General features: G+C 72.0%; 20 protein-coding genes and 3 pseudogenes. 8 read left to right on the top strand and 15 right to left on the bottom strand.

The window, feature by feature from the left end; genetic code table 11:
* Positions 1-146 precede the first annotated feature (146 nt).
* Positions 147-713, top strand: a complete 567-nt coding sequence (locus I6J71_RS21655; protein WP_204096366.1) for a TetR/AcrR family transcriptional regulator — start codon at positions 147-149, stop codon at positions 711-713.
* A gap of 73 nt (positions 714-786) precedes the next feature.
* Here the strand turns inward: I6J71_RS21655 and I6J71_RS21660 are convergent, their stop codons facing one another.
* Positions 787-2,730 (bottom strand): potassium transporter Kup, encoded by a 1,944-nt coding sequence (locus I6J71_RS21660; RefSeq protein ID WP_239155135.1) that lies wholly within the window; start codon positions 2,728-2,730, stop codon positions 787-789.
* Positions 2,731-2,929: 199 nt separating this feature from the next.
* On the opposite strand from I6J71_RS21660, the gene I6J71_RS21665 reads away from it, so the two are divergent.
* Entirely contained in the window at positions 2,930-3,313 is a 384-nt protein-coding gene (locus tag I6J71_RS21665) for a hypothetical protein (RefSeq protein WP_204096367.1), read from the top strand.
* Between the two features lie 360 nt (positions 3,314-3,673).
* Positions 3,674-3,919: a hypothetical protein gene (locus tag I6J71_RS21670; protein ID WP_204096368.1), complete on the top strand. Its 246-nt coding sequence runs from the start codon at positions 3,674-3,676 to the stop codon at positions 3,917-3,919.
* A gap of 2 nt (positions 3,920-3,921) precedes the next feature.
* Here I6J71_RS21670 and I6J71_RS21675 read toward each other — a convergent pair whose 3' ends face one another.
* Genes I6J71_RS21675 through I6J71_RS21690 form a run of 4 tightly spaced genes read right to left on the bottom strand, consistent with a single transcriptional unit; the run spans position 3,922 to position 6,182 of the window.
* Positions 3,922-4,617, bottom strand: coding sequence for a phytanoyl-CoA dioxygenase family protein (locus I6J71_RS21675; RefSeq protein WP_204096369.1), 696 nt, complete (start codon positions 4,615-4,617; stop codon positions 3,922-3,924).
* Between the two features lie 53 nt (positions 4,618-4,670).
* Positions 4,671-5,135 (bottom strand): MSMEG_6728 family protein, encoded by a 465-nt coding sequence (locus I6J71_RS21680; protein ID WP_204096370.1) that lies wholly within the window; start codon positions 5,133-5,135, stop codon positions 4,671-4,673.
* Positions 5,136-5,157: 22 nt separating this feature from the next.
* On the bottom strand, positions 5,158-5,709 hold the full coding sequence (locus I6J71_RS21685; RefSeq protein ID WP_204096371.1) for a hemerythrin domain-containing protein: 552 nt from the start codon (positions 5,707-5,709) through the stop codon (positions 5,158-5,160).
* Positions 5,688-6,182 carry a carboxymuconolactone decarboxylase family protein gene (locus I6J71_RS21690; protein WP_239155137.1) on the bottom strand — a complete coding sequence of 165 codons (495 nt, stop codon included), beginning with the start codon at positions 6,180-6,182 and terminating at the stop codon, positions 5,688-5,690. Before I6J71_RS21690 ends, I6J71_RS21685 begins: the two co-directional genes overlap by 22 nt.
* A gap of 161 nt (positions 6,183-6,343) precedes the next feature.
* On the opposite strand from I6J71_RS21690, the gene I6J71_RS21695 reads away from it, so the two are divergent.
* A complete protein-coding gene (locus tag I6J71_RS21695; RefSeq protein ID WP_370542177.1) occupies positions 6,344-7,213 on the top strand; it encodes an RNA polymerase subunit sigma-24 in 870 nt (289 codons plus the stop codon).
* Here I6J71_RS21695 and I6J71_RS21700 read toward each other — a convergent pair whose 3' ends face one another.
* The 4 genes and pseudogenes from I6J71_RS21700 to I6J71_RS50960 all read right to left on the bottom strand — a co-directional run bounded on the left by I6J71_RS21700 (position 7,214) and on the right by I6J71_RS50960 (position 10,504).
* Positions 7,214-7,564 (bottom strand): metalloregulator ArsR/SmtB family transcription factor, encoded by a 351-nt coding sequence (locus I6J71_RS21700; RefSeq protein WP_204096372.1) that lies wholly within the window; start codon positions 7,562-7,564, stop codon positions 7,214-7,216. It abuts the gene before it with no gap.
* Positions 7,561-8,022: an SRPBCC family protein gene (locus tag I6J71_RS21705; RefSeq protein WP_204096373.1), complete on the bottom strand. Its 462-nt coding sequence runs from the start codon at positions 8,020-8,022 to the stop codon at positions 7,561-7,563. The genes I6J71_RS21700 and I6J71_RS21705 overlap by 4 nt, the downstream gene beginning before the upstream one ends.
* A gap of 117 nt (positions 8,023-8,139) precedes the next feature.
* A pseudogene (locus tag I6J71_RS21710) lies at positions 8,140-9,303 on the bottom strand (PAS domain S-box protein).
* Positions 9,304-9,307: 4 nt separating this feature from the next.
* Positions 9,308-10,504 carry a hypothetical protein gene (locus I6J71_RS50960; RefSeq protein ID WP_370542178.1) on the bottom strand — a complete coding sequence of 399 codons (1,197 nt, stop codon included), beginning with the start codon at positions 10,502-10,504 and terminating at the stop codon, positions 9,308-9,310.
* A gap of 321 nt (positions 10,505-10,825) precedes the next feature.
* Here I6J71_RS50960 and I6J71_RS50965 point away from each other — a divergent pair, with 321 nt between their 5' ends.
* The gene (locus I6J71_RS50965; RefSeq protein WP_370542179.1) at positions 10,826-11,737 is read left to right on the top strand and encodes a zinc-binding dehydrogenase; all 912 of its coding nucleotides are present in this window, start codon (positions 10,826-10,828) and stop codon (positions 11,735-11,737) included.
* Here I6J71_RS50965 and I6J71_RS48605 read toward each other — a convergent pair.
* From I6J71_RS48605 to I6J71_RS21735, 4 genes and pseudogenes are all read right to left on the bottom strand, one after another.
* Positions 11,692-12,138: pseudogene (locus I6J71_RS48605) on the bottom strand (LysR substrate-binding domain-containing protein); the annotation flags it as partial. The gene I6J71_RS50965 and the pseudogene I6J71_RS48605 sit on opposite strands and share 46 nt — an antisense overlap.
* A gap of 156 nt (positions 12,139-12,294) precedes the next feature.
* A complete protein-coding gene (locus I6J71_RS21725) occupies positions 12,295-12,459 on the bottom strand; it encodes a LysR family transcriptional regulator (protein ID WP_204096375.1) in 165 nt (54 codons plus the stop codon).
* A 58-nt stretch (positions 12,460-12,517) separates the two neighbouring features.
* Entirely contained in the window at positions 12,518-14,947 is a 2,430-nt protein-coding gene (locus I6J71_RS21730) for a CehA/McbA family metallohydrolase (protein ID WP_204096376.1), read from the bottom strand.
* A 54-nt stretch (positions 14,948-15,001) separates the two neighbouring features.
* The gene (locus tag I6J71_RS21735) at positions 15,002-17,176 is read right to left on the bottom strand and encodes a PQQ-binding-like beta-propeller repeat protein (RefSeq protein WP_204096377.1); all 2,175 of its coding nucleotides are present in this window, start codon (positions 17,174-17,176) and stop codon (positions 15,002-15,004) included.
* Between the two features lie 286 nt (positions 17,177-17,462).
* Between I6J71_RS21735 and I6J71_RS21740 the strand changes: the two genes are divergently transcribed.
* On the top strand, positions 17,463-17,978 hold the full coding sequence (locus tag I6J71_RS21740) for a nitroreductase family protein (protein ID WP_204096378.1): 516 nt from the start codon (positions 17,463-17,465) through the stop codon (positions 17,976-17,978).
* 155 nt (positions 17,979-18,133) lie between these two features.
* Here I6J71_RS21740 and I6J71_RS21745 read toward each other — a convergent pair.
* Positions 18,134-19,145 (bottom strand): annotated as a pseudogene (locus I6J71_RS21745) (helix-turn-helix transcriptional regulator).
* A gap of 461 nt (positions 19,146-19,606) precedes the next feature.
* Here I6J71_RS21745 and I6J71_RS21750 point away from each other — a divergent pair.
* Positions 19,607-20,590: an undecaprenyl-diphosphate phosphatase gene (locus I6J71_RS21750; RefSeq protein WP_204096379.1), complete on the top strand. Its 984-nt coding sequence runs from the start codon at positions 19,607-19,609 to the stop codon at positions 20,588-20,590.
* A 266-nt stretch (positions 20,591-20,856) separates the two neighbouring features.
* Here the strand turns inward: I6J71_RS21750 and I6J71_RS21755 are convergent, their stop codons facing one another.
* Positions 20,857-22,047 (bottom strand): SMI1/KNR4 family protein, encoded by a 1,191-nt coding sequence (locus tag I6J71_RS21755; RefSeq protein ID WP_204096380.1) that lies wholly within the window; start codon positions 22,045-22,047, stop codon positions 20,857-20,859.
* A gap of 144 nt (positions 22,048-22,191) precedes the next feature.
* Between I6J71_RS21755 and I6J71_RS21760 the strand changes: the two genes are divergently transcribed.
* Positions 22,192-22,680: an N-acetyltransferase gene (locus tag I6J71_RS21760; RefSeq protein WP_239155146.1), complete on the top strand. Its 489-nt coding sequence runs from the start codon at positions 22,192-22,194 to the stop codon at positions 22,678-22,680.
* The last annotated feature ends 1 nt before the right edge of the window (position 22,681 follow it).

The raw sequence follows: 22,681 nt of genomic DNA on the forward strand, positions 1-22,681 counted from the left end.
CGTTCGTCGTCGCCCACGCGGCCGAACCACGCTTCCACCCCAGGTATTTCGCATCCTTTCGATGACCGACTGGTCAGTCATCAGACCACGCGGCGGGCCAGGCCAGTCAATGACCGATCGGTCGGCGAATGAGTACGCTGCACTTCGTGACCGCACGCGACCTAACCGCCGAACGCACCCGCGACGCCCTCCTCGACGCCGGCCTCGAGGTCGCCGAAGACGTCAGCCTCGCGGGCATGAGCGTCAACCGCATCGTCGCGGCGGCCGGGGTCGCGAAAGGCACCTTCTACGTCCACTTCCCGGACCGCAGTACGTTTCTCAGCGCGCTGCACCAGCGGTTCCACGACCACATCACGCGGGCGGTAAAGCAAGCCATCGACGGCCTCGCTCCCGGCCGCGAACGCCTGCGCCGCGGCATGCGCACCTACCTCGACGCGTGCCTGCACGCCCGCGGTGTCAAGGCGCTTCTGCTGGAGGCCCGCAACGACGAAGCCGTCGGCGACCAGGTCGCCTCCCGCAACGACGCGTTCGCCCAGCTCGCCGCCCCGGACCTGCGCGCCATGGGCTGGCACCCCGCCGCGCCTGCCGCCCGCCTCCTCATCGCGATGGCCGCGGAAACCGCCCTGGTCGAACTTCCCCGCGCCCGCGCCGACACCGCGAGCCGCCGCGTGCTGTGGCAGATGCTCGACCGCCTGGACCTGGCCGGCGGCTGACTGTCAGCTCGGGTACCGCGCCTGCTCGTCGAGCATCCTGCACCGGACGGTCAAGACGAGCTCGAGAGTCACGCTAGACCTCGATGTGCGAGCCCATAATCACCGTCCGGTCCCTCGGCAACCCGAAGTACTCCGCGGCATCCGCGGTGATGTGGGAAGTGGCGATGAACAGCCGCTTGCGCCAGTCCGCCATCGTCTTCTCCGAGCCCCGCTGCAGCTCGATCTTCGACAGGAAGTACGACGCTTCGTCGAGGTTCAGCCGGCCCTCCGTGGCGGACGGGTCGAGTGTGGCGAGGGCGCGGGGCACCACCGGCGTCTCCAGGTAGCCGAACTTCGCGGTGACGTGGGTGATGCCGTCGTCGGCGTAGCCGAGGTCGTTGACGACCAGGCGGTTCTCAGGGGCGATGCGCGGCACCGGCTCGGTCTCGATGGACAGGATCACGGCGTGGGCGTGGCGCACGTGGTTGTGCTCGGCGTTGGCGCGCATGGCCAGCGGCGCCGTCTCGTCGCCGCGGTTGAGGAACACCGCCGTGCCGGGGACGACGCTCGTGCCGGCCGAACCGTCGCGCAGGCTGTCGACGAACTGGCGCAGGGAGCCTTCCGCCCGGGCGCGTTCGGCGGTGACGATCTCGCGCCCGCGCTGCCACGTCGTCATGATCGTGAACGCCGTGATGCCGATGAGCAGCGGCAGCCAGCCGCCGTGGACGAACTTGGTGAGGTTGGCCGCGACGAACAGCAGGTCGACGACCAGCAGCACCGTCGCGCCGGTCCCGATGAGCCAGCGCGGTGTGCCCCACTTGGCGCGCGCGACGTAGAAGAACAGCAGTGTGGTGATCGTGATGGTGCAGGTCACCGCCATGCCGTAGGCGAACGCCAGTGCCGCGGAGCTGCGGAACGCGAACACCAGCGTGAGCACGGAAACCATGAGCAGCCAGTTGATCCACGGCACGTAGATCTGCCCGATGTGCGATTCGGATGTGTGCGCGATCCGCAGCCGCGGCAGGTAGCCGAGCTGTGCGGCCTGCGACGCCACCGAGTAGGCGCCCGTGATCACGGCCTGCGACGCGATCACCGTCGCCACGGTGGCGAAGATGACCATGAGCAACCTGCCCCAGCCGGGGACGAGGAGGAAGAACGGGCTGCTGATGTTAGCGGGGTTCTCCAGGATCAGCGCACCTTGCCCGAAGTAGCTGAGCGTCAGCGCCGGGAGCACCGGCGCAACCCAGGCCCAGGTGATGGGTTTGCGGCCGAAGTGACCCATGTCCGCGTACAGGGCCTCGGCGCCGGTCACTGTGAGGACGACCGTGGCCAGCGCGAAGAACGCGATGCCGAAGTGCCCGGCGAGGAAGCCGATCGCGTACGTCGGCGAGAGCGCCGCGAGGATGCCCGGCTGGTGGGTGATGCCGATGGCGCCCAGAACCCCCACGATCACGAACCACGCGATCATCACCGGCCCGAATACGCGCCCGACCGCGGCCGTCCCGCGCCGCTGCACGAGGAACAGGACCACGATGATCACTGCGGTGATCGGCACGACCCAGTCCTCGAAGTCGGGCGAGACGGTCTTGAGCCCCTCGACCGCGGACAGCACCGAGATGGCCGGCGTGATCATGCTGTCGCCGAAGAACAGGGCCGCGCCGAAGATGCCCAGCCCGGCCAGGAACAGCGCCGCCCGGCGGCCGCGCTCGCCGCTCCAGCGGCGCAACAGCGTGATGAGGGCCATGATGCCGCCCTCGCCGTCGTTGTCGGCGCGCATGGCGAGCAGCACGTAGGTGATCGTGACGATGATCATCACCGACCAGAAGATCAAGGACACCACGCCGAACACATTGTTCGCGCTCACCGGGACCGGGTGCGGGTCCTCCGGGTTGAACACGGTCTGCAGGGAGTAGATCGGGCTCGTCCCGATGTCGCCGAAGACCACTCCGAGTGCGCCGACGACGATCCCCAGCCCGGCGGCATTGCGCCGCGCCGGATGACCGCCGCTCGTCGCGGCCGTCTGCTGACCGTTGCCCACGGTGCCCCTCCTCCGCGCCGTGCCGCGCCGACCGCTCGACACCGACGCGAACCCTACCGTGCAGCCCGAGCGGGCCCGGGACCTCCGCCCGCACGTCGGAGTGGCGCCGCGATCAAGGCGCCGTCAAGGTCGCGGGCGCCGGCGTGAAGCTCCGGTCAGGATGCGGTCACCGCCGGGGGCGCGGACGCACGCTGGGCGGGTGAGCACTCTGGTCGGTCCGCTGATCCTCCTCGGCGGCCTCGGGCTGGTCACCCTGCTGATCCACCTCGCCGCCCGCTGGCTCGACGGCCACGCCTACGACCCGGCCGCGAGCCAGGCGGCCGGGGCAGCGGATGCACTCGACGTCCCTGCCCCGCCCCACCGGGTGCGACGGATCCCTCCCCCCGCCCAAGCGAGGCGCGATGATTTCCCCGATGGGACGGCGCGGCCGCGAGCAGAGCGCTCCGGTGGCCACGGAGACCGCATTGGTCGCACCGACTCCGTTTCCCGCGCGACGACCGGCCCCAGCCCGGCCCGTGACCACCCCGTGCCGAGCCGCGACCAGTTCCCGGTCGGCGGCCGGCCGGTGCTCCCCGGCGAGTGAGCACAAAGGACTTCTCACGCCCGGGTGTTTGCCCGGCGCGCCCGGGGGAATCCGGCGAGCCACGAGTCCAGCACCACCGTGAGAGGACCACTCTGATGGCTACCGGAGAGACCGGGTTCGACGACGTCACGTTCGACCTCGTGTCGGTGCAGTACCACTCGCTCAAGGCCGGGCACGACTACGGAGTACGTCCGCGACGCGGACAACGCGGACCGCCGGGACATCGCGGACTTCTTCCGCCGCGTGATGGAGGAAGACTCAGCCCGCGCGAAGCAGTGCCGCGAGTTCCTCAAAGACCTGTCGGGCAGCTCCGATCCGGCCCGGCCGTCACCTGAGAGCCCAGCCATCCGGAGGAACCCGATGCCAGAGGTCGCTGTCGGCCACCTGCGCGAACTGCTCGCGTCGACTCTGCCCGACCCGGTGCTGGTGCTCGTCGAAGGCCGCGTGCGGGTCGAACCTCGCGACACCGAGACGCCCGGCGCCGGTGACGTGATCAGTCGAGCCGGCCTGCGCGGCCGGCCCGGCGCGGCGACCGAGTCCACCGACCGCGACCTGGAGCTGATCGCCGCGACGCTCACCACCGCGGTCGTCCAGAGGTGGAGCTGACGTCAGGCCGGCTCGGCGCCGGTGAACGTCACCGAGACGTTGGTACGTGGGTAGGGCGTGATGTTGTCGCCCGAGCCGTGCAGGAGGTGGGCGTCGAAGAACAAGGCGGTACCCGGCGCTCCGGTGAACTGGTGGATCCCGCGCCGGTCGGTCAGACCGCGGATCACCTCGACCGGCAGCGCACCTTCCGAGCGCGAGACGATGGTGCGGTGCGAGCCGGGGATGAGGAGCAGACCGCCGTTGACGGCCAGATTGGCGCACAGGACGAGCGATACGGTCATCGCCCGGGGCGCGGCCGTGTCGTCGCCGGTGTGCCACCGCTCGAGATCGGAGCGCCAGGCGAACCCCTTGCCGGCGAACGCGGGCAGGTCGTCGATCAGGCCGTGGTGGACGCGGACCCGCGCGCCGAGGATCTGGCGGGCCCGGTCGAGCAGACGCGAGTCCCGGGCCAGCTCTCCGACCAGCCACAGCGAGGAGACGGGCCGCGCGGCGGCCGGCTGCGCTATGAGCCGGGCCAGCCGTGCGCGGACCGCCTCCACCTCCGCCACCCCCAGGAGTCCGGGCACCTCCACGTAGCCGTCGCGGTGGTACGCGGCGAGCTCGGCCGGTCCGAACGGACCTTCCCGTTCGCGCGGACGAAGGGGGCGCTCGAAGCGCGGAGCCGAGGCGGCTCCGCCGGGAAGTACGGTTGTGGTCATGGGGCCTCCTCACGGCGCCCGCAGCAGCACCGGAGTTCCCTGCACCGCCCGGGCTAAACCCGGCCCGCGGGACCGCGATCCGACACCGGCCAGACGTAGGGCAGGTCGGCCGGGACGCCGGGGAACAACGGCGCGTAGTGGTCCGGATCCTTGCGCACCAATGCCGAGCGGTGGCTGCGGTGCAGCGCGTCGTCCCCCAGCCACGGCGGCAGCTCCCCCGCCATCGCCAGCTCGGCCTGCGTGCGGACGGCCCCGCCGAACTGCTCGGCCAGCTTGGTCGCGCAGGTATCCGCCCCGCCGGCCGCGAGCCAGACGTCGCAGACGTCCAGGCCGTACCGGGTCAGCGCTTCGCCGTAGCCCGTCCACATCTTCGCCGCCGGGTGGTGGCGCCAGCCGTAGCCCGGCACCACCAGCGCCCGCAGCACCTGCAGCGCCTCGACCCGTTGCTTGCCGAGGCGACGCCGGTCGAGCGCCCGGGCGCTGGCGGTGAAGTCCGGGTACGGGAGGAACGTCTGCATCGCCCCGGGGTACCCGCCGTGATCACTTCCGCAACGCGGCCCTGATCGCGTCACGAGCGCGATCCACGATCGCGGCCGGCGGACCCAGCAGCAGGTTCGCCGTGGCGCTCTCCACACCGGGGTGCGGCCGCGTCGGCGCGACCGCCTCGGCCAGCCGCACGGTCGCCGCCATCGCCCGCAAGCGTTCCGGCGTGCGGTGCGCCCGCAGGAACGGGAACTCCTCCCGTTCCTCGTGCTCGGCGTGCGCCAGCACGTCGTCGCGCAGCTGGACGAGCAGCGTGTCGAATCCGTCGGCGTCGGGGCCCATCGACTGCAGCGTGCTCAGCAGCTCCTTGGCCCGGCGCTCCTCCGCGACTCGCGCCTCGACGACGGTCTCCGCCGCCGGCTCGAGGTCCCGGATCTCGGGGTGCACGACCTCCTCCTCGGCGGTTTCGTGCACCGCCAGCAGCCCCACGAGATGGTGGAACAGCTCAGTGCGCCGGGCACCGGACGCGGTCTCCAGTTCGGTGAACATCGCGCGGACCTCGCGATGCTGCTCCAGCAGCAGGTCGATCACGTTCTCGTTGTCCGCCATGCGAAACCTCCTCTGGGTGAGGGTCGGAGGTTTCCCGGAAACCGGCCGCTCACACCTGTCCGGCCGGGCTGTAGTTCTTCCCCGGCGGCCGCTCCGGGATCGGTTTCGCGATCGGACCCACCGGGATGAAGAAGCCGATCTGCCCGATCGCCACGGTCAGCGTCCCGAGCTGCTTTGTCGTCGTAGCCAGCGACGGCTCGGGCGAACAGCACGTCCGGGACGCGCTCCCCGCGGGGGCTGGGCGTGAGCACCGCTTCGGTCAGCTCGAGAGCGAGGCGCTCGGCCTCGGTGAAGTACGGGGAGTCGCGCCACGACGACAGCACGGTGATGCGGTCTTCGGGTTCACCGGCGTTGCGGAGCAGGCCCGTCTGGCGCACAGCGTGGTACGTGCTGCCCACGAGCTGTCCCGCGCGCAACTGCACCAGCGCGATCGTCGCGTCCGGGATGGCGCCGTTGTGGACGGTCTTGGTCATCGCGCCGGCCAGCGATCCAGGTCGGGGCAGAACAGGGCGAGGTCGAGCAGGCGGGAGCGGCCGGTCATCGCGGAGTCCTTTCGTCGTCAGCGCAAGTCCGACGACGCGACCGCGCGGAACGTCAGGCCTCGCACTTCGCCGCGCTGGTTCGTCGGACAGCCATGACCACCGAAGCCGACCCCGGCGAGCGGCGGCAGCTGCTCGACCTCGTCTACCGGCTCCTCGGCTCGCTCGCCGAAGCCGAGGACGTCGTGCAGGAGAGCTACGCGCTGGTACGCGCTGCCGGAATCCGAGCGGCAGGCGATCCACTCGCCCGGCGCCTGGCTCACGACCGTCGCCGGCCGGATCTGCCTCGACGTGCTTGGGTCGGCGCGGGCACGGCGGGAGCGCTACGTCGGCGAATGGGTGCCGGAACCGCTGCCCGGAAACACCGGGCGGGACGACCCCGCCGACCGCGTCACGCTCGACGAGTCCGTGTCCTGGCCTTCCTCGTCGTGCTCGACGCGATGACCTCGGCGGAACGGGTCGCGTTCGTGCTGCACGATGTGTTCCGCTACCCGTTCGCCGAGGTCGCCGCCGCCGTCGTCGGCCGGACGTCCGTCGCTTGTCGCCAGCTCGCGTCCTCGGCCCGCATGCGGATCCGCGCCGCGCGGGCCCCGGCGACGCCGCCCCGCGCAGCGCGCCGGGATCGTCGCGGCCTTCAAACGTGCCGGGAAGCGCAGCACATCGACGCGCTGGTCGGTCTGCTCGACCCGGCCGCGACGGTCATCGCCGACGGCGGCGGCCTCGGCCGGGCCGTGCTGCACCCGGTCGAGGGTGCCGACCGGATCGTCCGCTACCTCGTCGATCTCTTCCCCCGGCTCCCCGCCCTGACGATCCTCGAACGCCTGGTCAACAGCGAGCCCGGCGTCGTCGTGCGCCAGGATTGCGAGACCGTGCGCGTGCCGGCGTTCGACGTCGCCCGCGACCGGATCGCGCACATCCGGGCGGTGCGCAACCCGGAGAAGCTCAAGCCGTGGACGAAGAACTGATCACTCATCGGGCTTCGGCGAGCGCGCGGCTTCGATCGACTCGGCGATCGCCTTGATCCGGCGCAGCCGCGAATCCCACGCCGCGCCGACCGACGTCAGCTGCTCGACCGCGCGGGCGAACTGCGCTTCGTTGACCGCGTAGCGCACCTCTCGCCCGTCCTTGCACGGCACGACCAGCTCCGCACGTTCCAGCACGCCGAGGTGTTTCGCGACCGCTTGCCGCGTCACCGGAAGGCGGCCGCTCAGTCCCGTCGCCGTTCCCCAGCCGTCGGCCAGGAGCACGTCCAGCAGCCGCCGCCGGGTGGGATCACCGAGCGCCGCCCACAGCTCGTCGTCGACCGGCGTGGTCACGCCCGCACCAGGCCGGCGGCGTACGCCCCGAGCGCGCCGAGGTGCTCGTCCCAGCCCGCGCTGTGGTCGCGGTGGTACGCCTCGAGCCGCGCGGCCTCCCAGCCGACCTCGCGGAAACCGGCCTCGGTGAGGCGCAGCACCGTCCCCTCGCCCGAGGGCGCCAGGTGGAACGTGACCAGGAACGAGTTCTGCGGTGTCGCCGGCCGGCCGTCGGGGTGGGCCCAGCGGAACGCGAACCGCCGCGGCGCCTCCGCTTCGACGACCGCCAGGGGGACGACCAGCGTGCCGCTCCCGTCGCGCCGGGGCCTGGTCATCCGCCCGGTCGCACCGGCAGACGCCGGAACCTGCAGGTCAAAGCCCCACCACGCGGCGATGTGCTCCGGTTTCGTGATCACCTCGTAGACGACCTCGGGGCTGGCGTCGATGTGGATCTCACGTTCGATGGTGCCGTACTCCATGGCTTTCTCCCTCAATTCGCAACCGATGGTTGCAGGTTAGCCGTCGGCGCCGCTACGCGCAACTATCGGTTGCGTGTGCGACTGGGGCCGCCACTATGCGAGCGAGGCACCCGGAGCTCACGCCGCCGAGTTCTGCTCCACTTCCTCCATCACCAGCAGCGCGCCCTGGCTCTGCCCTCCCGAGCTCCGCAGCGCGCTGCACAGCAGCCGGGACCACGGCTTTGCGGCCACGGCGGTTGATGGCGTTCAGCATCAGCTCGGTGTGGAAGCCCGGATCGGTCAGCGCTTCGCGCACGGCGGGGCGCAGGTCGGCCAGCGGGAGGCCGATGTCGATGTTCAGCAGATGCGAGCCTTCGGCCCCTTCCCGCCGCAGGCCCCACACGTCCTCGGCACCGCGGTTCCACGCCTTGATCTGCATCTCGGTGTCGATCACGACGATGCCGGCGCGGATGGACGTGAGGACCGATTCGAGGAACTCGTTGACCTCGTCGAGGTCGAGGCTGCGTTCACGCAGGGCGTCGTTGATCGTCTGGAGCTCGTCGTTGGTGGACTGCAGCTCCTCGTTCATGGTCTCCAGCTCCTCGACCGTCGACTGGAGCTCCTCGTTCGTCGTTTCGAGCTCTTCGATGGTCGACTGCAGCTCCTCGTAGGCCGACTCCAGCTGCCGGTTCGTGTGCTCGAGTTCCGTCAGCAACTGCCGCGCCCAGCTCACGTCGTGGAACACCACGGAAACGCCGAGCAGGTCCTTCTCCTTGGTCAGCAACGGGTTGACGTGCACCTCGTACCACACGGTCTCGCCACCGCGGTGCCACTCGACGTCTTTGATCCGCAGCGAGCGGCGCTCGAGCCGCAGCGGCCGCCCGATGTCGCGTTCGGACAGTCCCAACGCGACTTCGGCCTGCTGGTTCACGAGCGCGGTCAGCTCCTACGACGTCACCACGATCTGCGCGACCGGGCTCGCGGAGAACGCGTGCTCCCGCAGCTCGTCCAGAGGTAGTCCCAGGCGTCGGGATCGCGGAAGAACCCCGTGACGTTGATCAGGATGGTGTTGAACAGCGCGACGAACTCGTCGGCGTTCACCTGCAGCTGGTCGAGGTAGTCGCCGTAGCTCTCGATCCCGATCTGCGTCTTGCGCCGCCGCACCCGCCGCATCAGGCTGCTGCGTTTGTAGCCCGTGAAGTCGAACCCCCGCGATTCCTTCAAGTACGCGAGGACCGCCTCGAATTCGCCATTGGGCTCGTGCTTCGGTTCCGTCGCGCTCTGACACGCTACTCGCGGCAGCAGATCATCGGGGTTTCGCGGGTGTGGCGAGGACCGCCCAGACGATCTTGCCGCCGGACCACACGCGGCTGCACCCCCACGCACGGGCGATCTGCGCGACGGCCTTCAGTCCGAGGCCCCGTTCGGCGAGGCCCAGGCCTTCGTGCAGCCGGGCCGGCACCAGGCTGTCGTCGGCGACGGCGATCGTGAACATCGCGCGACGCAGATCCAGCCGCACCCGGGGCGCTGACGTCGTGTGTTCGATCGTGTTCTCCACGAGTTCACTCACGACCAGGCACGCGTCGTCACGCAGGTGAGGCACCGCCCACTCCGCACACTTCGCCGTGACGAACTGCCGCGCCCACGCGGCCGACCGCGGCGAACGGGCGAACTCCTGCTGCGCCCTGAGCCGCACCGGCCGGTCGAGCCCCGCCTCCGCGGCCGTGGTGTCGGCATGGACCGCGGCGAACCGGTCGACGGTGCGCCGCCGGAGCAAGTCGCGGTGTTCCGTCCGGGTCGAGACGACGGCGAAGGGGATCGCGGGCCATTCTCCGATCCGCATGGCCACCAGCGTGAAGACACTCACCAGCGCCGGATCCTGGATGGCGAGCCCGCTGATGTCCGCGATGAGCCCGTCCGGGTCTTCGGCGGCCGACTTCAGCAGGTAGTCCCGCAGCTGGGGGTAGCCGTCGAGGGTGAGGTCACCGGCGGCGGTCACCACGGTCGAGTTCTCGCGGCGCAGCCGCGACAGTTCGAGCGGCCGGACAGTCACTGCGCAGCGGCCTCCTCCGTACCGTCTCCGAGCGAGTCGACGAGGAAACGGCGCAAGGGGCGCGGCGGCTTCACCGGCGGATCGCGCGTAGAAGCCCGCGAGGGACCACTGCCCCCGATCGCGCGAGCGGCGCTCGAGCCTGCGCGCGAGCCCGGCCTTCTCGTCGAGGGACCTCAACGCCGTCGAGACGGCGTGCTCGAATTCGCTGTCGCGGGCACCGAGCAGGGCCTCGGCCGTCCAGGCGTGGCCGATGCGGCACCGAAACCGTTCGCGGGAGCCGTCGATCGCGATCAGCGCGCCCCGGCAGTCGGGGCACGTGTAGCCACTGGGCGGCCCGTCCTCGCCCGGGCGCACCGACTCGAAGGCCACGCCGTCGCGGGCGATCCGGTCTTCGACCAACAGGGCCGCCGGAACCGGCGGGACAACCGGTTCTTCGACCGGCTCGCGCACGAGTTTCCGCGTGCCGCGCTCCGCGACTTCGGCCTGAGGCCGGCCTCACCCGCTCGACACTGCCGGAGCGAAGCAGAACGTGTCCCGAGAAGCCATAGCGGTCGCGCGAAATCGAGACGCCCGAGCCCGGCCCCGACCGGCTCCTGATCCACGTGGCGGGCTCCGGGGTGTGCCGGTCGAACCTGCGCCTGGTCGAGGGTGGCTAGTGGGCAGGCGGGGTGCCGGGCATCAGCCCCGTCGTCCCCGGCCACGAGGTCACCGGCACCGTCGCCGCGATCGGGGACGGGGTCGAAGCCTTTCTCGGCCGACGACCGGGTCGGGGTGCAGCCGCTGTGGTGGGCGGGTGAGGAGTGCGAGTACTGCACGTCCGGGCGCGAGCGGCTGTGCCACCGCCGCCGCATCACCGGTGAACACGTCGACGGCGGGTACGCCGAGTACCTGCTCGCCAACGCCGCCCACACCTACCGCGTGCCGGAGGCGCTCGGCCTCGTCGCCGCTGTTCTGTCTGGCAGCACCACGTTCGACAAGCTGGACGTCGGCCCGGGCGCGAAGGTCGGGGTCTACGGGCTCGGCGGCGTCGGGCACATGGCCGTGCAGCTCGCGGCGCTCACCGGTGCCGAGGTCGTGGCGATCGGCCGCAGCCGCGACCACCTCGACGTCGCCCGGGAGCTGGGTGCGAGCCGCGTGGTCGATTCGACCCGCGAGGACCCGGCCGAGGTCTTCGCGAACGAGCTCGACGCCGTGCTCACCTCCGCCCCGTCCACGACGGTCACCGAGCAGACCCTCGCCTCGCTCGCCTGGGATGGCACGCTCGTGGCCGGGGTTGTCCTGAAGCTCGCCGAATTCCCGTTCGCCAAGGCCCAGACGATCAAGGCGGCCATCCTCGGCAACGGCGCGCAGATGGCCGGAGGTGCTGCGGCTCGCCGCGCAGGGCCGGGGGCGCACGGTCGGCGACCGCTTCCCGATGCGCGAGGCCGCCGCCGTGCTCGGTCGGCTCCCCGAAGGCACGCTGCGCTCGCGCGCCGTGCTGGAGAACGCCCGACTCAGGCACGCAGGCGTTCCCCGAGCACCGACCGGACGTCCGCCACGACCTCGGCCGCCACGAGCAGCTCGGCGAACGAGCACGACGGGCGGCCGGCGCCGGGGCGGCAGGCGAAGTGCACGACCCACGCCAGGTCGGGCTCCGGCACCGCGGTCCGCACCAGCCCCTCACCCTGCGGTTTCGCCGCGTAGGACGCCGGCACGAGCGCGACGCCGGAGCCGTTGCGCACGAGGTCGAGCAGCAGGTGCACGTCGTCGACCACGCACGCGGAGGTGCGCCCGCGGCGGCCGGCGAACGCGTCGCCCACGACCTGCCGCGCGGTCCAGCCGGCACCGAAGTCGACGAACGGGTCCGCTTCCAGCACCGCCCACGAGAACGGGCCGGCCGCCGGCAGGTGGCCCGGTGCGGTGAGCAGCTCGAAGCCGTCGCGGGTCACCTCGAACCCGGGCAGCTCCACCGGCGGGTCACCGGGCAGGGCGAGCAGGGCCGCGTCCAGCTCTCCGTGGCGGAGCCGCTCGAGGATCTGTTGCCCCGCCAGCTGTTCGACCCGCAGCGAGGTGCCCGGGTAGCGGGCCCGGAACGCGCCGAGCAGGTCCGGGAGGTCGACCGTGTCGCCAAGGCACTGCTCGGCGCCCGAGCGCGAGCTTGCCCGCCCCGTCGGCCGCCTCGGCGAGCTCGCGCTGCGCGGCCTGCGCGTCGGCGAGCATCCGCCGGGCGCGCGGGAGGAACGCGTGCCCGGCGGTGAGCGTCACCGACCGCGGCGACCGGTCGAACGGCGGGTGCCGAGCTCCCGCTCCAGGCTCCGGACCGAAGACGGCAACCCGGACTGGCTGACGTGCGCGAGTACCGCCGCGCGCGTGAAGTTCAGCTCCTGCGCCACGACGACGAAGAACTCGATCTGCCTGAGGTCCATCCTGCCCGTCTGAAGCCGGACGGCTTCGGTGCACCACGGGCGGGCAGGCGGCGCACCGTCACCTCCCGCCGGTGTCCAGGAGGTGCACCTGCTGCGTCCCGTCACGCTGGCCGCGGGTGGCGCCCCGGTCGCTCGTGAACACGACGACTCCGCCCGAGGCCGCGGGGAACGTGGCGTTGGCCGGCTTCGTGACCTGCGCCGGCGCCGACCAGCCCGCCGGCGTGAGCCGTGCGGTGAACACCTTCCAGCGCCAGTCGGCCGCCCGCGAGTCGTACCAGACGGCGCGGACCGTGCCGTCCGGGTCGCGGCTCAGGCGCGGGCGCTGGCTCATCGCCGCCGGCTCCGCCGCGAACGGCTCGGCCGGCGACCAGGTCCGCCCGCCGTCGGCCGAGTGGCCGGCCCGCAGCGACAGGTTGGCGCCCGAGCTCTGCAGCGCTCCGCTGTCCCAGGCGAGGACGAACGCACCGGTGCGGTCGACGCTCGCACTCGGGTGCCGGTCGGCTCGGTCGGTCGCCGCGCTGACCTGCACGGCGCCACTCCAGCTGCCGCGCGTGCCCGCACGGGTGGCCGCGAGGATCTGCCAGTTGTCGGGGTCCGTGCCCCCGCTCGCCGGCTGCCCGGCGGGCGGGGTGTGGCCCGTCCACAGGGGATCCGGGTCGAAGCGGTTGTCCTGCCACGCGACGAGGATGCGATCGTCGCGGCCCACGGCGAGGGTCGGGAACAGCGATGCGGGGTAGCGCGGCGAACGGGCATCGACCGTACTGTTGCCGGCGCTCACCGTCTTCCCGGCCGCCGAGACGTTGACCGGCGTGCGGTCGACGCCGACGACCTGGGTGTACACGTCGAAAGCACCGCCGGTGTTGTCCGCCCACGCGACCACGGGCCGGCCGCTGCCGAGCAGCGCGATGGCCGGGTGGATCGCGCGGCCGGTGCCGGCGTCGAGGCGCACGGCCGGGCCGAACAGCAGGCCGCCGAGCGCGCTGTGGCGCAGGTAGATCGCGGGGCGGTGCGGCTGCTCGTGGCCGCGTTCGTCCTGCCAGACCACCCACACGTCACGGCCGGACGCCGCGATCCGGGGCGCGGTGGCCGTGCCGGAACCACCGGAGAGCTCGACCTCGAACAGTCCCCGGCCGTGGCGGTCGAGGTGGCGGTAGACGACGGTGCTGCGCCCGGCCACGTGCTTCTCGGCCACCACGTGCACGTCGTCCCCGGCCACGGCGACGTCGGCGAACCCGGCGAAGTCACCGGCCGCTCCGATCACCGACGTCGCGTTGTCTCGCCCGGATCCGGCGGCAGGCAACGGGATTTCGGGCTCGGGAGTGGCGACCCGGCCGACCGAGACGAACACCGGCGAAGTCGCCGCGCGCAGCTGGTCGGGCAGGTTCGGGTCGGCGTCGGCACCGGACGCGCTGCCCGGGGAGCGCACCTCCGCGCGGAACCACTCGTGGTCGCCCGACAGCGTCAGCGGCAGGACGCGGGTGTCGTCGGTGCCCCGAACTGTGGTGTCGAGCACCGCCCCGGCGGAGCGGCCGGGCGCGGCGTAGACGAGCAGGCGCGCCCCGGCGCCTTGCCGGACCCGCACGCGCAGCGCCGCGTGGCGCGGCAGGTGCCGCGAGTGGACGACCGTCTCGTCGCCGCCGATGGCTTCGAAGCGGCCGTCGCCGTCGAGGTCGGCTTCGATCGTGACGAACGGGCCGGTGACGCCCGAGGACACCGTGGTGCGGCCGGCCTTCAGCGCGTCCAGGACGGACCGGACGCTGCGATCGGCGGCGAACACGCGGGTGGCCGGCTGGCCGGGTCCGGCGATGCCCCACAGCTCGCGGAAGTGGCAGTCGCTCGCGGCGGTGACGCCGGTGCGGAAGCCGTGGTTCCAGCGGTTCTCGGCGTAGTCGAGCTGCGCGTCGGGGTTCGTCGAGACGTTGAGGACCTCGATGTTGTGCACGCCCTGCACGCTGGCGTTGTCGTTGGGCCCCGCGTCGGGGGTGTACTCACCGTCGTCGGGGTGGGCCACGTGCCAGACGGCGTCCTGCGAGCGCGCGTCCCAGATGGACTGCTGTACGTGCCGGAACGCCGCGGATCCGGGTGGGTTGGCACCGTCCACAATGGCGTCGACCGCGCCGAGCACGATCGCGTGCGGCGAACCGTTCGCCTCTTCGCCGGGAATCAGCAGCAGCTTGTCCGACGTCCACTGGGGATCCCAGTGCTGGTCGTACGTGCGGTGGTCGGTGAGCGGCAGGAAGTCGAGCCCCGTGCGCTCGGCCTGCCCGATCTGGTCGCCGACGGGCAGGTTGCCCGGCAGCGTCTGCTTCGACTGCTGGCGCGGCAGGCTGCCGTCGGACGAGTGGTCGTCGTGGACGTGCGTGTCGCCGACGAGCCACTGGCCGCGGGGTTCCTTCGCGGCCGGCGTGGCGAACGCCGGGGAGGCCACGAGGGTGGTCGCGGCGACGGCGCCGCCGGTCACGATGAACTGTCTTCGGGTGAGTCCCATAGTCGGTCCTTTCTCAAGGCTCGGGTCCCGGGGGAAAACTCAGGGCGGGGAAGCTCAGGGCAGGGAGATGCCGTGGACGACACCGTTCTGGTCGCCCACGACGAGCGTCTTGCCGTCGATCACCGGCCGACCGAAGGTGTAGCCGAGGCTCTGCTGCAGCCAGCCCAGGCGCGCACCGTCCGACAGCCGCACGCCGATGACCTTGCCGTCGACGGTCAGAACCCACGCGGTGCCGTCGCTGATCGCGACGCCGGCGTTGAACACGCGCAGCGCGAGGTTGGTCTGCCACAGCTGCTTGCCGGTGGTGAGGTCGGCGAGCGTGAGCACACCCCACTCGGTGGTCAGCAGCACGCTCGTGCCGATGATCAGCGCCGGGGCGTACATCGCGCTGCCGGCGACGCTCCAGCGCAGCGCGCCCGTGGAGCGGTCGAGGGCGAGGGCGCTCGAGACGGTGGCGACGATGACGACGTCTCCGCCGACCGCGACGACCGTGTCCCAGCCGCTGTAGAGCGCGGTGCGGTGCTCGACGCCGGTGACCATCCGGTAAGCCCAGAGCTCGGCGCCGGTGCGAACGTCGTGCGCGCGGGCGTAGCCGTCGGCGGCCGAGGTGAACACGCGGTCGCCGTCGCTCGCGGCCTGACCGGAGGAGAACCCGCGGCCGGGCACGGACCAGCGACGGCGCCCGTCGGTGCCGACGGCGAACAGCGATTCGCCGGCGGAGAAGACCACCTGCCGGCGTCCGTCCACAGTGGTCACGATCGGCGCGCTGAGGACCGGCGCCTGCGCGTCGAAGGTCCACACGCGGCGTCCGGTGTGGACGTCCAGAGCGTACAGGCGGTGGTCGGCCGACGGGACGAACGCGAGGTCTCCCGCGACGGCCGGGCGGCGGTAGACCGGGCCGAGCTGCGTGCGCCACGCGCGGTGGCCGCCGCGCTCCAGCGCCGTGACCTCACCGGCCGTCGACGCGGCGAGCACCCGGCCCGTGTGCGCGTCGGCGAGGCTCACGCCGCCCTGCACCGAGCCCGGGAGCTGCTGCTGCCAGCGGCTCGCCGGGTCGCCCGTCTTCGCGGGCACGGTGAACAGCGCGACCTCCTCCCACCAGCTACCGTTCCCCCCGCACACGCGCACCTGCAGGCGCTGGCGCCCGGGTGCTAGGGCCGAGACGTCGACGGTTCCGGTCCAGCGGTCCTTGTCCGCTGCGAGCGGCTGCCAGGCACCGGCGCTGCTGCCGCCGAACACGGCCTGCGGGTAGGGCTGGACGCCGACCTGCGTGCCCTGGGCGCGAACCTCGACCGGCAGCTTCCCGCCGGCGACCGGGCTCAGGTGGACGTAGCGCGGCCGCTGTTCCCGGCCCTGGCCGCCGCCGGCCAGTGGAATGGTCGCGAAGGGCGCGTCGGTGTCGGTGCCGTCCGCGGCGACGGTGACCCGCCGGACGTCGAGCACCGGCACGCCGGCCACGGTCGTCTTCGCGGCCCAGTAGTAGGTGGGCCCGTTGAGGACGGCGTTGAGCGTGACCTGCGTGAGACCGTTGAACCGCGTGACGTCCTCGCGGTGCACGTGTCCGGCGACGATGCCGCGCAGGTTGTGCCCGGCGATGACGTCGAGCACGGCCGGCTGGTCGTCGACGTAGTAGAACTCGTTGCCGAACGGGAAGTGCTGGAACAGCACGACCGGGGTCGCCGGCCGCACGCCGCGCAGGTCGCGATCCAGCCAGTGCAGCCCGGCGGGCCCGTAGTGCCCCGGTTCCTGCAGCACCTGGGTCGGATCGAAGCCGACGAAGTGGACGCCCCCGGCGTCGAACGAGTACGGCGCCGGCCCGAAGTGACCGTGGAACTCCTCCTTGGCCGAGGGGTCCCACCGCGTCTCGTGGTTGCCGGGCGAGTAGTGGATCTTGCCCCGGAGCGCGTCCGGCACCACCGTGCCGTACTGCTCGTACTCGTCGGCCAGCCCGGTGTCGGTGATGTCGCCGCAGTGCAGCACCAGATCCGGTTCGCGGCGCGCGATGCTCTGGTACACCAGCGACAGCCAGGTGGTCGACTGCGGGCTCGTCGTGTTCACGTGCGTGTCCGACACCGCCGCGAAGCGCAACCCGCCACTCTGGGCCGGGGTCACCGCGCCCGCCGGCGCCGCGCCGAGCACCGATGCCAGCCCCGGCGCCGCCACCGCCCCCGCGGCCAGCCCCAGGAAACCTCTGCGACCCACGCCGTGCCGGCAGGGCTCGTCGACCATCACGTTCCTCCGTCCGAGAAGCACCACAACCCGCTGAGCCTCGCCCGATCGGGTTACACCGGGCTTGCGCGCCGAAGTGGTGTTGCTGAACGCCGGACCAAGCTCTGCCGGGTTCGCGACCACGGCCGGACAGTCGATTCGCCCGGTATGTCGAGGACGGCACGCCCTGGCGTGGTGGCACCGGAGCGAGCAGGTTTCACCGCTTAGGACGGCCGCCCGCGAAGTCGCGCGGCGTGGCAGCCTGGGGCGCACACGGGCTCGGCCCCTCGCGATCGGAGGTCTGACGATGGAGGCTTGGGACGCGATCCGCGCCCGGCGCAACGTGCGGAGTTACTCGGCGGAGCCGGTACCGGCCGAGCACCTCACGCGGATCGCCGAGGCGGGTTGGCGGGCGCCGTCCGCGTCGAACCGGCAGCACTGGGACTTCGTGCTCGTCACGGACCGGGAGCAGCTGACGGAGCTGTCGACGGTGTGGCAGGGCGCGGGGCACATCGCGGGCGCGCAGGCGGCGATCGCGCTGGTCGTGCCCGAACCGGCGGACGAGCGGACTCGGGTGGTGGACCACTACGACCTCGGGCAGGCCACCTACGCGATGATGCTGGCGGCCACGGACCTCGGCATCGGCACCGGGCACTCCTCCGTCGGTGACCAGGCGAAGGCGCGGCTGATCCTGGGCGTGCCGGACACGCACGTCGTGTCGTTCCTGCTCGGCATAGGGTATCCGGCGGATCGGCCGCTGCGGCCGATCACCAAGCCCTCGCGCCGGCCCTTCGACGAGGTCGTCCACCGCGGCCGGTGGTGACCCGGGGCAGCCCGCGACCGGCCACTGCCCCGGCGTCCGGGCCCCAGCCGGCCGGCGGGCGCAGCGCGCCGGCCGATTCGGAACCCGGTTGGGCGTGGTAGAGCGACACCGCTGCTCCTGGTCGCCCGGCAGGCTGAAGGTCTCGCAGTGCCCGGTCAGCTCGCCGACGAGCGGGTGACACAGCCACAGGTGTCATGGGTCTTGCGCTTCACGGTGTGCGCCGCCCACCTCGCGCGGAAGTTCTCGCTCTTCAGCGACAGCTCGCCGACCAGCTCGGCCGTCAGCGGGTCGTCCGGGCGCCGGCCGGCGTCGGGGCGCAACCGGCCGACGACGTCGGTGGCCTTGGCCTCCCAGTCGGCGAACAGGCTCTGCGTCGGGGGATCCAGGAACACCGGCCGCGCCCGGTTTCGCTCCCGCGGCGGGCGCGAAGGCCCCGTCGCCGAACACGGCGGCGGCGGTGTGGTTCCAGGCGAGAATGTCGGTGCGCCGGCCCCATGCGGACGCGGGCATGCCGTCGATCGCCGGCAGCAGCCGCGCCAGTGCGGGCCGCACGCGCCGGCGCCGGGCACCGGAGCGCCACTGCTGCTCGCGCGGGCGGGCGAGATCGAGCAGGTCGACACGCTCCGGTTCGGACAGCTTCAGCGCCGACGAGATCACGTCGAGCACCTTGCGCGGCACGGCGCGCCCGTTGCCCTGCTCCAGGCGCGTGTAGTACGCGACGGAAACACCGGCGAGCTGCGCCGGCTCGGCGCGCCGCAGGCCGGGAGTCCGGCGGCACCCACCGTAGGAAGCAAGTCCCACGTCGGACGGCGTCAGCCGGGCCCGGCGGGTGCGGAGGAATTCACTCAGATCCGCGCGCGGGTCCGGCTGCCGCTCGGGCGCCCGTTCGCGGGAAGTGCTCACGGCACCGAGTATCACGCGGGAATCGCCGATCGTGGGCGGCCCACCTGTCCCTGTCGGTAGTAGGCACCGCAGGCACAGTCGCGGCCTCCCGCGACCCGGGTGAGCGGGCCCGAAAGTCCGAATCGGACGTCCACAGTAGATGTTCAGGGTCGGCGCCGATCCCGCAGCTGCGCCCGGTGCAGGCTCGGCCGCTGTGGCTCCAGTTGCCGGACCTCCATCGAGCAGCTGAATCCGTCTGAGCACCGCCCGCTGCGCCACCCGCATCGACACGGCGTAGTGGTCGCCTCGAATCCGAAGTTCCCCGCCACACCACAGCACCTGGTGGCTTCCCGGACGCGCGCCATCCCGAACCGCGCGAGCGCGCGGCGCTGCACCGCCGCGCCGAACGCCCAGTACTCGTGGCAGTGCATCTGCACCGCGACCTCGGCCGGCACGGGTGGCGGTGTCCACCGCGCGGCAACCCACTCCGTGACGGCTTCGGCGAAGCTGCGCACCCGGCGCGAACCCGGTCGGCTCCGGCGGAACCGGCAGTACCGGCAGGTCCTTGTCTGGCGCAGCCGGACGTCTGGCGGCGCTTCGTTCGTCGTCCCGCCGGCGGGCCTGCCGATCCCCGTTCCGCGGGGAGCCGCTCTACCGGTCCGCTCGGGCTCGTACTACAGTCGCGGCAGCTTCTACGCGCGTGTAGAATTTCAGTGGACTGCCGAGCGAAGGAACGACGTGGACCGATGGCTGCCTTGACCTACCCGGAGACCATCGTGGTCGGCTTGCTGCAAGGCGTCAGCGAGCTGTTCCCCGTGTCGAGCCTGGGCCACAGCGTGCTCGTGCCCGCGTTGATCGGCGGCAGCTGGGCGCGGGACCTCGACGCGTCGGCGAACGGGTCGCCGTACCTGGACGCCCTGGTGGCCATGCACGTCGCGACCGCGGCGGCGCTGGTGATCTTCTTCTGGCGCGACTGGGTGCGCATCATCGGCGCGCTAGTCGGCTCGATCCGCCACCGCCGCATCGTGACGCCGGACGAGCGGCTGGCGTGGCTGCTCGTGGTCGCGACGATCCCCGTCGGAATCGCCGGGCTGGCGCTGGACAAAGTGATGCGCGAGTACCTCAGCCGCCCCATTCCCGCGGCCGCGTTCCTCGCGCTCAACGGCGTGGTGCTGTTCACCGTCGAACGCCTGCAGCGTGGCAAGAAGCCGGCGGCCGAGCCGCGTGCGGCCGTGACCGGCGACGAGCCCACGGTCGTGCTGCCTGCGGTCACCGGGCGGATCCCGGCGAACGAGGTCACCGCGCCCCTGGCGCCGGTCTCGGCCGACGAGGCCAGTGACGCCCGGCTCGCGAAACTCGGGTGGTGGGAATCGATCGCCGTCGGGGCCTGCCAGATCTTCGCGCTGCTGCCGGGCATCAGCCGCTCCGGCATCACGATCGCCGGCGGCCTGCTGCGCGGGCTACGGCACGAGGACGCCGCACGGTTCGCGTTCCTGCTGGCGACCCCGGTCATCGCGGCGGCCGGCGTGCTCAAGATCCCGGAGCTGGCCCGGCCGGAGATGCACGGCGCAGTCGGCCCGACGATCGTGGGCAGCCTCGTCGCGGGTGTCGGCGCGTACTTCTCGGTGCGGTTCCTGGTGCGCTACTTCGAAACCCGCACGTTGACGCCGTTCGCGATCTACTGCGTCATCGCCGGTCTTGGCTGCCTGGCCTACTTCAGCCTGGGGTGAGGGTTGACGAGGTGGACGTCCACCCGAGCTCGTTCGATCCGAGCATCCGCCTGTCGGCGTGCGGGTTCGCGCGGCCGTGACGCTCACGGATTCATCGAGCCGGCGCGGCCTCGGAAGCCGGCGGCGTCAGCGCTTCCTGCGTGGCCCGGTCCTGCGCGGTCGAGGTTTCCGGGCCCTGGTCCTCGGTGTCCGGCCGGCGGGGTGGCTCGGAGCCGAAAACCAGCAAGCACGTGAACCTCCGTCAGGGCATCCGTCCCGGTTCGGCATCAGTCGGGGTCCGTCGCGCCGGCCAGGCCCGCCCTGGCCGTGGCCAGCAGCTCGCGGCCCCGCTCTCGCGTCACCGCCGCCGCGAGGACCGGGTCCGCGAGCAGCACGACCGGCGCGAGGTGGTCCGGCGTGCGGGGCCGCCAGTGCGGTAGCGCGGCGCGGATGGCGGCCCAAAGCGCCTCGGGGTCGTGCTCGTGCTCGGTCCGGGCGCGGCGGATGCGCTCGTCGAACTCCGCGTTGCCGTAGCTCAGGCCCTCGCCGAGAACCGCGGCCCGAGTTCGGCGACCATCTTCATGATCCCAGGCCGTTCGCCGATCATCGCCACCTGCAACACCGACGAGTGGTGGGGTGCCGCGGTACGCCGGTGGTCTTCGAACAGGTAAGGCGCGAACTCCTCGGTGAACACCGGGTCGGTCAGGAAACCGCCGGGCTGAAAAGGACTCGTGCAGCAGCCGGCGGAGCAACGACCGGGCCTTGTACTCCCGGCCCGCGAGGATCAGCAGCTGGGCCCGCAGCACGGTGGCGCGTTCCCGGCCGAAGTCCTCGGCCCGTTTCAGGGTTTCCTCCGCGGCGCCGGTGTTTCCGGCGAGTGCGTCGAGCCGGGCCCGCTCGACCGCCGCGTCCCAGTGGTCCCGCGTCGGTCCCGCGGGCCGGCGCATCCGGTGGAACTCGGCGTAGAGGTCCTCCATCAGCTCCGCGAACGACGCGAACTTAACCGGCGGCTCGGCCCGCCACGAGAACAGGCTGTACGCCGCCCACTCGGGTTTCTCATCGACGTCGAGCGGGTCGAGGAACAGGATCCCGGCGTCGGCCTCCAGCGACAGCAGCAGGCCCCGGCTGAAGCGGTTGCTGTTGCCCGGATCGGGATCCGGGTTGTCGTCCTCGCACAGCTCCTCCCATTCCTCCCAGTACGGCTCGTGGTGGCGGAGCCAGTCCACGGTCTCCGTGTCCCGCATCCGGAAGACGAACATCCCCGCGCGGCGCCAGCCATTCGTGGTCAGCAAGAAGTCCCGATAGGACGGTGGCAGCCGGAACCCGAGCCGCGCCTCCGCACGGGCGACCTCGTCCTCAGTCGCGGACCCGAACCCGAGCCATCGGTCGCGCAGCACCGCCTCGTCGAGCTCGTCGTCCTCCTCGGCGGTGCTGATCCACTCTTCACTCCAGCGGCGCAACCAGGGCTTCCAGTCCATGCCATGCACTCTGTCAGAGGGGTCCGACAAATTCCGGCGCGGCGGGGCCGCGCGCTTGCTACCGTCGAGAACGTGCCAGGCCACGCCGCGGGCCGGACCCGCTGCTGAGTGAACGATGCAACCACCGTTTCCCACCGGGCAACGGTGTCCGAACCGTACCCTCGGCGAAAGGCACCACCATGGACATCCGCTCTCTCGAACCTGCTGATCTTCCGGCGCTGCTCGAGCTCACGATCGCCGTTTTCGGGCCGTTCTACGAGAACTCCTACCGGCCCGTGGTGGGCGACACCGTGTTCGCCAACCGGCACGGGGATTGGCACGAGGATTACCGCCGGCTCCTGGGCGGGCTGCACGCGCCGGGCGAAGGCAGGTTCGCCGCCGTCGCACGCGGCGATCCTCGCCGTCGCGCCGGAGCACCGGGGCAAGGGCATCGGGCGAGCGCTGGCGGAACACGCCATCAGTCACCTGGACGTCGACGTCGTGTCCATCGGCACCGGCGGCGACGCCTTCCACGCGCCCGCTCGCGCGCTCTACGAAGCGCTGGGGTTCACGCCCTTCCCCCTCGTCAGCTATACGAAGGCCGTGCGTGAAACACAGCCAGGTGCCGTGACCTGGGGGACGAGCGCATCATGAG

Origin of the sequence: Amycolatopsis sp. FDAARGOS 1241 (genome assembly GCF_016889705.1) — a bacterium.
Taxonomy (GTDB): Bacteria; Actinomycetota; Actinomycetes; order Mycobacteriales; family Pseudonocardiaceae; genus Amycolatopsis.

What these genes read in the sequence shown, in the direction of transcription:
- I6J71_RS21670 (WP_204096368.1), top strand. Translation starts at nt 3,674, where the DNA reads ATGCCAGAGGTCGCTGTCGGCCACCTGCGCGAACTGCTCGCGTCGACT.
- I6J71_RS21675 (WP_204096369.1), bottom strand. Translation starts at nt 4,617, where the DNA reads ATGACCACAACCGTACTTCCCGGCGGAGCCGCCTCGGCTCCGCGCTTC.
- I6J71_RS21680 (WP_204096370.1), bottom strand. Translation starts at nt 5,135, where the DNA reads ATGCAGACGTTCCTCCCGTACCCGGACTTCACCGCCAGCGCCCGGGCG.
- I6J71_RS21685 (WP_204096371.1), bottom strand. Translation starts at nt 5,709, where the DNA reads ATGGCGGACAACGAGAACGTGATCGACCTGCTGCTGGAGCAGCATCGC.
- I6J71_RS21690 (WP_239155137.1), bottom strand. Translation starts at nt 6,182, where the DNA reads ATGACCAAGACCGTCCACAACGGCGCCATCCCGGACGCGACGATCGCG.
- I6J71_RS21695 (WP_370542177.1), top strand. Translation starts at nt 6,344, where the DNA reads ATGACCACCGAAGCCGACCCCGGCGAGCGGCGGCAGCTGCTCGACCTC.
- I6J71_RS21705 (WP_204096373.1), bottom strand. Translation starts at nt 8,022, where the DNA reads ATGGAGTACGGCACCATCGAACGTGAGATCCACATCGACGCCAGCCCC.
- I6J71_RS21725 (WP_204096375.1), bottom strand. Translation starts at nt 12,459, where the DNA reads ATGGACCTCAGGCAGATCGAGTTCTTCGTCGTCGTGGCGCAGGAGCTG.
- I6J71_RS21730 (WP_204096376.1), bottom strand. Translation starts at nt 14,947, where the DNA reads ATGGGACTCACCCGAAGACAGTTCATCGTGACCGGCGGCGCCGTCGCC.
- I6J71_RS21735 (WP_204096377.1), bottom strand. Translation starts at nt 17,176, where the DNA reads ATGGTCGACGAGCCCTGCCGGCACGGCGTGGGTCGCAGAGGTTTCCTG.
- I6J71_RS21740 (WP_204096378.1), top strand. Translation starts at nt 17,463, where the DNA reads ATGGAGGCTTGGGACGCGATCCGCGCCCGGCGCAACGTGCGGAGTTAC.
- I6J71_RS21750 (WP_204096379.1), top strand. Translation starts at nt 19,607, where the DNA reads ATGGCTGCCTTGACCTACCCGGAGACCATCGTGGTCGGCTTGCTGCAA.
- I6J71_RS21755 (WP_204096380.1), bottom strand. Translation starts at nt 22,047, where the DNA reads ATGGACTGGAAGCCCTGGTTGCGCCGCTGGAGTGAAGAGTGGATCAGC.